This window comes from Mycobacterium sp. 1423905.2 (assembly GCF_001673155.1).
Lineage (GTDB): Bacteria > Actinomycetota > Actinomycetes > Mycobacteriales > Mycobacteriaceae > Mycobacterium.
In genome coordinates, this window is the sequence record NZ_LZLE01000197.1 from 1 (window position 1) to 8,425 (window position 8,425).

The window sequence follows — 8,425 nt, forward strand, 5'->3', positions numbered from 1 at the left end:
GTGGGCACCAGGTCGGGGGTGAACTGGATACGGGCGAAGGTGCCGCCCACCACGCGCGCGAAGGTTTCGACGGCCAGCGTCTTGGCGACGCCGGGCACACCTTCCAGCAGCACGTGTCCTTTGGCCAGCAGGCCAACCAGCATCCGTTCGACCAGTTGGTCCTGGCCGACGATGATCCGCTTGACCTCGAAGATCGCGCGCTCGAGGGTGTGCACTTCGGCGGCCAGCCCGTCGGCACCCCCGGGGTGCGCTTCTTGGGTCGGCGGCCCGGAATGGGCACCCTGACCCGAGTAACCGCCACCTGCTGATGTCATCAACAACCCTCCACAGCTCTTCCGACACGACTGCCGACCCGACCAATGTCACCGGGCAGCGACGTGCCCGCGTTCAACTATTCCAGGCGTCTGGGATTCCGTCGACGCCGGGCAAAGCCGCGCCGGCGGCACCAACCGGGATCAGTAGTCGATGATCCGGGTGACAAACGGCGTCATACCGGCCTTGCGCACCGGGCTGATCGTGACCTTCCCGGCACTCCCCGACGCCTCCAGCATCTGGCCGTTACCCAGATACATGGTGACATGCTGGCTGCCGTTGGGCCCGTAGAAGATGAGGTCACCGCGCCGGGCCTGATCAGGCGGAATGTGCTTGCCCGCGTTGTACTGATCCCCGGAGAACCGGGGAATCAGGACGCCGACGCCGGCGAAGGAGTAGCGCATCAAGCCCGAGCAGTCGAAGCCGACGATGTTGGCGCCGGAGTCGATGCCCTTGCTCGGGCCCTCCAGGCTGCCGCCACCCCAGGAGTAGGGCACTCCCATTTGTGATCCGCCGCGGCGGATCACGTACTCGATCGCCTGCCGGCCGTTGGCGCGGGGTATCCGGCTGGGACTGGTGTTGCCGCTACTGGCAGCGGGGGGATCCCCGCCGAGGTTGATGCCCAGGCCGCCGAGGAACTGCTTGCCCAAGTTGAGCGTGGTCTGGGTGGCCTGCGCGGTGGCCTGCAGCGACGCGTTGGCCACGGCTAGCGGATCACCCGGTGCGCCCGCGCTGACCGTGGCGGGCAGGGTGGGATCCCACGGCTCTGGGTCGGCGTCGGCCGGGGCGGCCACAACGATCAGCAGCCCGGTCACCATTGCGGTGATCCAGGCTAGGTTGATCAGACGAAATAGCTTGTGGCGCATGCGTCCTCGTTAATATTCGATGTAGCGGACCACGAAGGGCGTCATGCCGCTGGTACGCACCGGCGCCACCCGCACCTTCAGACCGATGTCGGGCGCTTCAAGCATTTGTCCGTCGCCGAGATAAATCGTCACGTGCTGGCTGCCGCCCGGGCCGTAAAAGATGACGTCGCCGCGGCGCATCTGCGCGCTGGGGATCTTGCGGCCCATGTTGTACTGCGAGCCCGAGTAGTGCGGCAGCTTGATGCCGACCCCGGCGAAGGAGTACAGCACCAACCCCGAGCAGTCGAAGCCGGTGATGCTCGCCCCGGAGTCGATGCCTTTACTCGGCCCGGCAGCGTTGCCGCCACCCCAGGAGTAGGGAACACCGATCTGGGACATGCCGCGACGGATCACGTACTCGGAGGCTTGCCGCCCATAGACGCGAGGAATGCGCCCGGACGTCGAACCCGTCGGCGCGTTGGTGATGCCGGTGTCGTTGGGCTTGAGGATGCCCAGCTGCTGCAGGAAGTTCCGCCCCATGCTGGCGGTGACCTGCGCCGAGGTGGCCGAGTAACCCAGCACCTGGTTGACCACCGCGATCGGGTCGCCCTGGATGTTGGCGCTGGGGATCTGCGGCAGCGTGGGGTCCCAGCCGTCCCACCGGCGCGCACCGGTTTGGGTGCCGTGGTCCCACTGGTCCCCGGCGGGCGGGGTGCCGGCACCACCGGCGCCGGCCGACCAACTGTGCGCGGCCGCGAGGCGGACGGCTTCCAATTTGGCCTGCGCCGCGTCGCGTTCGGCGGCCAGACGATTGACTTCCTCGCGCTGTTCGTCGAACTTGTGCCTGGTGTCGTTGAGCGCCGCGACCGCCGCCTCCTGGCTGGTCTTCGCGTCGGCGGCGGCCTTGTCGGCCTTCTCTTTGGCGGCCCGCGCGGCGGACTCCTTGTTGATCTGCTCGGTACGGGCCCGCTGCAAATTGGCCATCACTGCCTGAGCACTGGCCGTCAGCGTTCGGGTGGCCGTCGCGGCGGCGATGATGTCGTCCGGACTTCTCGCGGTCAGGTAGCCGTCCGAAGGACCATTCATATAGGTGGCCGCGGCGAAGGTGTTGAACCGGTGCTGCGCGGCGTCGATCGCGGCGTTCGCGTCCTTGACCGCTTGCTGGTTGACTTCGAGTTCGTGTCCGGCCTCGGCGGCGTTGTCGCGGGCGGTTTCCACGGCGACCATCGCCTTGTTGACGCTTTCCTGTTCCGTCTCGACCGTCGCGCTCAGGTCTTCCAGACGCTGGTTGGCCCGGGCAACGTCGGCAATCAGCGCGGCGATCGAATCGGGGCCCGGGTCAGCGGCGGCCAGGCCGGGTGTGCACAGCAACAACGCCACGCTCAGGACCGACGGAATCGCCGGGCGCACAAGTCGGGCGACCGGTCGCGAAGCAGAGCCACGACGTGTCTGTCTCATCAGACTCAGGTCTCCTAATGGCTCAACACGGACAATCGGCAACAGGCCGGACTAACGGAAAAGTGGCTAAACATCAACAGCATCATTTGCACCGTACGTCACACCCGACGCTGCCGGAACGCACGTCACAAACTGCGCTCAGGACGTGTGTTTACTGTGACCGAACGGTGATGTGCCGGCTTTGCCGGTCAAGAGAACGGGCTAGCGCCTCAGCGCCATACGCTGGCGATACGCGCCGCTAGTTGCCCGTAGTGGTGTCCGAGTCGCCAGTCTCGGTGGCCGAGGGCGTCGTTGCTGGCTGCTTGAAACGCCGCTGGGCGAACCGGGTGCCGACGGCGGCCGCGAGCACACCGATGAGCAGGACGATGGTCCACGCGGTCCAAGGGAATTCTGGGGTGCTCAACTCGTGCAGGAAGTTCTGCGCAGACTGCACCGGGTTACCGGTCTTGGAGTGGTCCTCGCCCGCTTCCAGGGTGACCCGGGGAAAGTGGGTGCTGTAACTACCGACATAACTGGGGCTCAGGGTCAGGACGGTGGCATCGGGATAGTCGGCCCCGACCACGGTCGAGATGTCACGCAACGGGGTGTCGTTGGGCGGGTTGTGGTCGAGCAACACGATCTTGAGGTCGATGCCTGCGTCGTGCGCATGGTGGACGACGTCGAGCAGACCCGGCATGGCGGCAGGTGGGGCGCTGACCCCCGATGCGGCGACCTGGGCTTTGATGGCAGTGATGTCGACGTCCTGCGGGATGTACGCCGGTAGGAACGGGATGATCTGCGGGAGCTGGCCGACGAACTCTTGCCCGGTCATGATTCTCTTCCTGCCGTAGTGCTAGATGCACCGTACGCGACTGGTTATGGGGGTTTCACCGCGCGCCTTTGCGGACAAGACTGAAAACAGCGATGGCCACGCAATGCAGGACAAGCGTACTGTTAAAGTGGCTCACGCATTCGATTTACCGTCGGCACGGCCCGTCGGCGGAAAGAACTTAATCCTGGGAGTTGAAGTGACTAGCAAAGATTCGGTGAATTCGTTCGGCGCCCGTGACACCCTCAAGGTCGGCGACAACAGCTACCAGATCTATCGTCTCGACGCAGTTCCCAATACGGAGAAACTCCCCTACAGCCTAAAGGTCCTGGCGGAGAACCTGCTGCGGAACGAGGACGGCAGCAACATCACCAAGGACCACATCGAGGCCATCGCCAACTGGGACCCGGAGGCGGACCCCAGCATCGAGATCCAGTACACCCCGGCCCGGGTGGTGATGCAGGACTTCACCGGCGTGCCGTGCATCGTCGACCTCGCCACCATGCGCGAAGCGATCGGCGACCTGGGCGGCAAAGCGGAGAAGGTCAACCCGCTGGCCCCGGCCGACCTGGTGATCGACCACTCGGTCATCGCCGACTTGTTCGGCCGCGCCGACGCATTCGAGCGCAACGTGGAGATCGAGTACGAGCGCAACGGTGAGCGCTACCAGTTCTTGCGTTGGGGGCAGGGCGCCTTCCGCGACTTCAAAGTGGTGCCGCCGGGCACCGGCATCGTGCACCAGGTCAACATCGAGTACCTGGCCAGCGTGGTGATGGACCGCGACGGGTTGGCCTACCCGGACACCGTCGTGGGCACCGACTCGCACACCACGATGGTCAACGGCCTGGGCGTATTGGGCTGGGGCGTCGGCGGCATCGAAGCCGAGGCCGCGATGCTCGGCCAGCCGGTGTCGATGCTGATTCCGCGCGTGGTCGGCTTCAAGCTGACCGGCGAGATCCAGCCGGCCGTGACGGCCACCGACGTCGTGCTCACCGTCACCGAGATGCTGCGCAAGCACGGCGTCGTCGGCAAATTCGTGGAGTTCTACGGCGACGGTGTGGCCGAGGTGCCGTTGGCCAACCGCGCCACCCTGGGCAACATGAGCCCCGAATTCGGCTCGACCGCAGCCATTTTCCCGATCGACGAAGAGACGATTTCCTACCTGCGCTTCACCGGCCGCAGCGAAGAGCAGCTGGCCCTGGTCGAGGCCTACGCCAAAGAGCAAGGCATGTGGCACAACCCGCAGCACGAGCCGGCCTTCTCGGAGTACCTGGAGCTGGACCTGTCCACCGTGGTGCCGTCGATCGCCGGGCCCAAGCGTCCCCAGGACCGCATCGCCCTGTCCGAAGCCAAGAAGACCTTCCGCGGGCAGATCCCCAACTACGTCGGTGACGACCCGGAGAAGAAGGATTACTCGAAGCTGGACGAGGCGGTCGACGAGTCGTTCCCGGCCAGCGACCCCGGCCAGCCGCAGAACGGCCATGCCGACGACAAGCCGAAGGTGCATTCGGCCGCCGCGCATGCCGAAGGGCGGGTGAGCAACCCGGTGACGGTGAAGTCCGACGAATACGGCGAATTCGTGCTCGACCACGGTGCGGTGGTCATCGCCGCGATCACGTCGTGCACCAACACCTCCAACCCCGAGGTGATGTTGGGCGCTGCACTGCTGGCCCGCAACGCCGTGGACAAAGGCCTCGCCTCCAAGCCGTGGGTGAAGACCACGATGGCGCCCGGCTCCCAGGTCGTCAACGACTACTACGAAAAGGCCGGCCTGTGGCCGTATTTGGAGAAACTTGGCTTCTTCCTGGTGGGTTACGGATGCACCACGTGCATCGGCAACTCCGGCCCGCTGCCGGACGAGATCTCGAAGGCCGTGAACGACAACGATCTGTCGGTCGCCGCCGTGCTGTCGGGTAACCGCAACTTCGAAGGCCGGATCAACCCGGACGTGAAGATGAACTACCTGGCCTCACCGCCACTGGTGGTCGCCTACGCGTTGGCCGGCACCATGGACTTCGACTTCGAGTCCGAGCCACTGGGCCAGGACAAGGACGGCAACGACGTCTTCCTCAAAGACATCTGGCCGTCGCAGAAGGATGTGTCGGACACCATCGCCTCGGCGATCAACCAGGAGATGTTCACCAAGAACTACGCCGACGTGTTCAAGGGCGACGAGCGGTGGCAGAACTTGCCGACCCCCAGCGGTGACACCTTCGAGTGGAACCCGGATTCAACCTACGTGCGCAAGCCTCCGTACTTCGACGGGATGTCGGCCGAGCCGGAACCGGTCAGCGACATCAAGGGTGCTCGGGTGTTGGCGCTGCTCGGTGACTCGGTGACCACCGACCACATCTCCCCCGCCGGCAGCATCAAGCCGGGCACCCCGGCGGCGAAGTACCTCGATGAGCACGGCGTCGAGCGCAAGGACTACAACTCCTTCGGTTCCCGCCGCGGCAACCACGAGGTGATGATTCGCGGCACGTTCGCCAATATCCGGTTGCGCAACCAACTGCTCGACGACGTCTCGGGTGGCTACACGCGTGACTTCACCCAGGACGACGCGCCGCAGGCGTTCATCTACGACGCGGCGCAAAACTATGCAGCGCAGGACATTCCGCTGGTTGTGTTGGGCGGCAAGGAGTACGGCTCGGGTTCTTCCCGCGACTGGGCGGCCAAGGGCACCCGACTGCTGGGCGTGCGCGCGGTGATCACCGAGTCGTTCGAGCGCATTCACCGCTCCAACCTGATCGGGATGGGCGTCATACCGCTGCAATTCCCGGAGGGAGAGTCGGCGGAGTCGCTGGGCCTGGACGGCACCGAGGTGTTCGACATCACCGGCATCGAAGAGCTCAACGACGGCAAGACGCCCAAGACCGTGCACGTGAAGGCGAGCAAGGACTCCGGCGACCCGGTCGAATTCGACGCGGTGGTGCGTATTGACACACCGGGTGAAGCCGACTACTTCCGCAACGGCGGCATCTTGCAGTACGTGCTGCGCAACATGCTCAAGTCGGGCTAACCGGCTAGCCGTGCCCAAAGTCAGCGAGGACCATCTGGCGGCTCGCCGCCGCCAGATCCTCGACGGCGCTCGCCGGTGTTTTGCCGAATACGGCTACGACAGAGCCACTGTGCGCCGTTTAGAGCAGGCGATCGGAATGTCGCGTGGTGCCATCTTTCACCACTATCGGGACAAGGACGCGTTGTTCTTCGCCTTGGCGCACGAGGATGCCGAGCGAATGGCCGACGTGGCCTCCCGTGAGGGGCTCATCCAGGTGATGCGCGACATGCTGGCCGCGCCGGACGAATTCGATTGGCTAGCCACCCGATTGGAGATCGCGCGCAAGCTGCGCAACGATCCGGCGTTCAACCGTGGTTGGGCGGAGCGGTCTGCGGAACTCGCGGCGGCGACGCACGATCGGCTGCGTCGGCAAAAGGAAGCCAACCGCGTGCGCGACGACGTCCCCGACGACGTGTTGCAGTCCTATTTGGAGCTGGTGCTGGACGGGCTGGTGGCCCGGCTGGCCTCCGGCGAGGACCCGCAACGGCTCACCGCCGTACTGGACCTAGTCGAGAACTCGGTGCGGCGCAAGTGATTTGGGGCGGGCGCGTAACGCCAGTGCGACAAGGGGACGAAACTTCGCGCTGACGTTACGCCCCTACGCCGGCTGTGTGGTCCGGGTCCGGTGGTTGGGGCCGCCGCGGCCGCGCATCGTGGTTCCCGATTCGCGCAGCATGTTGTGGATGCACCCGTAGGACCGTCCGGTGCTGGCGGCGAGATTGCGGATGCTGGCACCGCCCTCGTAGGCGTGGCGCAACTCGAGCAGCAGTTGCTCGCGTGTTTTCCTCGACTTCCGCATAGCGTCTCCCCGTGTCGTCCCGATCTCAGCCACTTACAGTAAGAACCGGGGGTCGACGGCGGGCGGGTTTGGCCGAAATAGCTTGACCGGTTTTAGGCCAACTCGATCAGGTCGCGGTATTCGTCGGACCAGTAATCCTCGGTACCGTCGGGCAATAGCACCACACGTTGCGGCTCCAAGGCCTCGGCCGCGCCGGGGTCGTGAGTGACCAACACCACCGCGCCGCGGTAGCTACGCAGCGCGTCGAGCACCTGCTCCCGAGATGCCGGGTCGAGGTTGTTGGTCGGTTCGTCGAGCAGCAGCACGTTGGCGGTGGAGGCTACCAACCCGGCCAGCGCCAGGCGCGTTTTCTCGCCACCGGACAGCGTCCCGGCGGGTTGATCCAACTGCGCGCCGCTGAACATAAACGCGCCCAACAGACCTCGCAGATCCTGCTCACCGGAATCGGGCGCGGCGTGGCGGATGTTCTCCCACACTGTTGCGTCGTTGTCGAGGGTGTCGTGCTCCTGCGCGAAGTAGCCGATGCGCAAGCCGTGGCCGGGTTCCAGTCCTCCGGTGTCGGGTGTCTCCGTACCGGCCAGCAGGCGCAGCAACGTGGTCTTGCCGGCGCCGTTGAGTCCCAGCACCACGACGCGGGAGCCGCGGTCGATAGCCAGGTCGACGCCGGTGAAGACCTCCAAGGATCCGTAGGACTTGCTCAGCCCCTTGGCCACCAAGGGGGTACGCCCACACGCGGCGGGCTCCGGGAACTTGATGCGGGCCACCTTGTCGGCGACACGCTCTTCGTCGAGCGCGGCCATCATTCGGTCGGCGCGACGCAACATGTTCTGCGCAGCAACGGCTTTGGTGGCTTTGGCGCCGAGCTTGGCGGCTTGGCTGCGCAGCGCGGCGGCCTGATCATGATCAGCCACAACGTCGACCTGATCTCCGACGTGGTCAACCGGGTCTGGTTCCTCGACGCGGTGCGCGGCGAGATGGACGTCTACAACATGGGCTGGCAGAAGTATCTCGACGCGCGCGCCACCGACGAGCAGCGTCGCCGCCGGGAACGCTCCAATGCCGAACGCAAGGCCGCCGCGCTGCGCAGCCAAGCCGCCAAGCTCGGCGCCAAAGCCACCAAAGCCGTTGCTGCGCAGAACATGTTG

General features: G+C 65.5%; 7 protein-coding genes and 2 pseudogenes. 3 read left to right on the plus strand and 6 right to left on the minus strand.

Features of this window, described 5'->3' with window-relative positions; translation table 11 throughout:
- From A9W95_RS11575 to A9W95_RS11590, 4 genes are all read right to left on the minus strand, one after another.
- Positions 1 to 314 (minus strand): MoxR family ATPase (locus tag A9W95_RS11575; protein WP_172826605.1); only part of this gene is annotated, 314 nt, incomplete at its 3' end.
- Positions 315 to 455: 141 nt separating this feature from the next.
- Complete coding sequence (gene ripB / locus A9W95_RS11580; RefSeq protein ID WP_067412347.1) at positions 456 to 1,178, minus strand: NlpC/P60 family peptidoglycan endopeptidase RipB; 723 nt, start codon at positions 1,176 to 1,178, stop codon at positions 456 to 458.
- A gap of 9 nt (positions 1,179 to 1,187) precedes the next feature.
- Positions 1,188 to 2,615 carry an NlpC/P60 family peptidoglycan endopeptidase RipA gene (gene ripA, locus A9W95_RS11585; protein ID WP_067412349.1) on the minus strand — a complete coding sequence of 476 codons (1,428 nt, stop codon included), beginning with the start codon at positions 2,613 to 2,615 and terminating at the stop codon, positions 1,188 to 1,190.
- 238 nt (positions 2,616 to 2,853) lie between these two features.
- Positions 2,854 to 3,426 carry a DUF6676 family protein gene (locus A9W95_RS11590; protein ID WP_067412352.1) on the minus strand — a complete coding sequence of 191 codons (573 nt, stop codon included), beginning with the start codon at positions 3,424 to 3,426 and terminating at the stop codon, positions 2,854 to 2,856.
- A gap of 196 nt (positions 3,427 to 3,622) precedes the next feature.
- On the opposite strand from A9W95_RS11590, the gene A9W95_RS11595 reads away from it, so the two are divergent.
- Both A9W95_RS11595 and A9W95_RS11600 read left to right on the plus strand, forming a co-directional pair.
- Positions 3,623 to 6,442: an aconitate hydratase gene (locus A9W95_RS11595; protein ID WP_156746150.1), complete on the plus strand. Its 2,820-nt coding sequence runs from the start codon at positions 3,623 to 3,625 to the stop codon at positions 6,440 to 6,442.
- 10 nt (positions 6,443 to 6,452) lie between these two features.
- On the plus strand, positions 6,453 to 7,016 hold the full coding sequence (locus tag A9W95_RS11600; RefSeq protein WP_067412356.1) for a TetR/AcrR family transcriptional regulator: 564 nt from the start codon (positions 6,453 to 6,455) through the stop codon (positions 7,014 to 7,016).
- Between the two features lie 63 nt (positions 7,017 to 7,079).
- On the opposite strand, the gene A9W95_RS11605 is transcribed toward A9W95_RS11600, so the two are convergent.
- The gene (locus A9W95_RS11605) at positions 7,080 to 7,280 is read right to left on the minus strand and encodes a helix-turn-helix domain-containing protein (RefSeq protein WP_067412358.1); all 201 of its coding nucleotides are present in this window, start codon (positions 7,278 to 7,280) and stop codon (positions 7,080 to 7,082) included.
- A 92-nt stretch (positions 7,281 to 7,372) separates the two neighbouring features.
- Positions 7,373 to 8,176, minus strand: a pseudogene (locus tag A9W95_RS11610) (ABC-F family ATP-binding cassette domain-containing protein); the annotation flags it as partial.
- On the opposite strand from A9W95_RS11610, the pseudogene A9W95_RS11615 reads away from it, so the two are divergent.
- Positions 8,168 to 8,425, plus strand: a pseudogene (locus A9W95_RS11615) (ABC transporter ATP-binding protein); the annotation flags it as partial. The pseudogenes A9W95_RS11610 and A9W95_RS11615 sit on opposite strands and share 9 nt — an antisense overlap.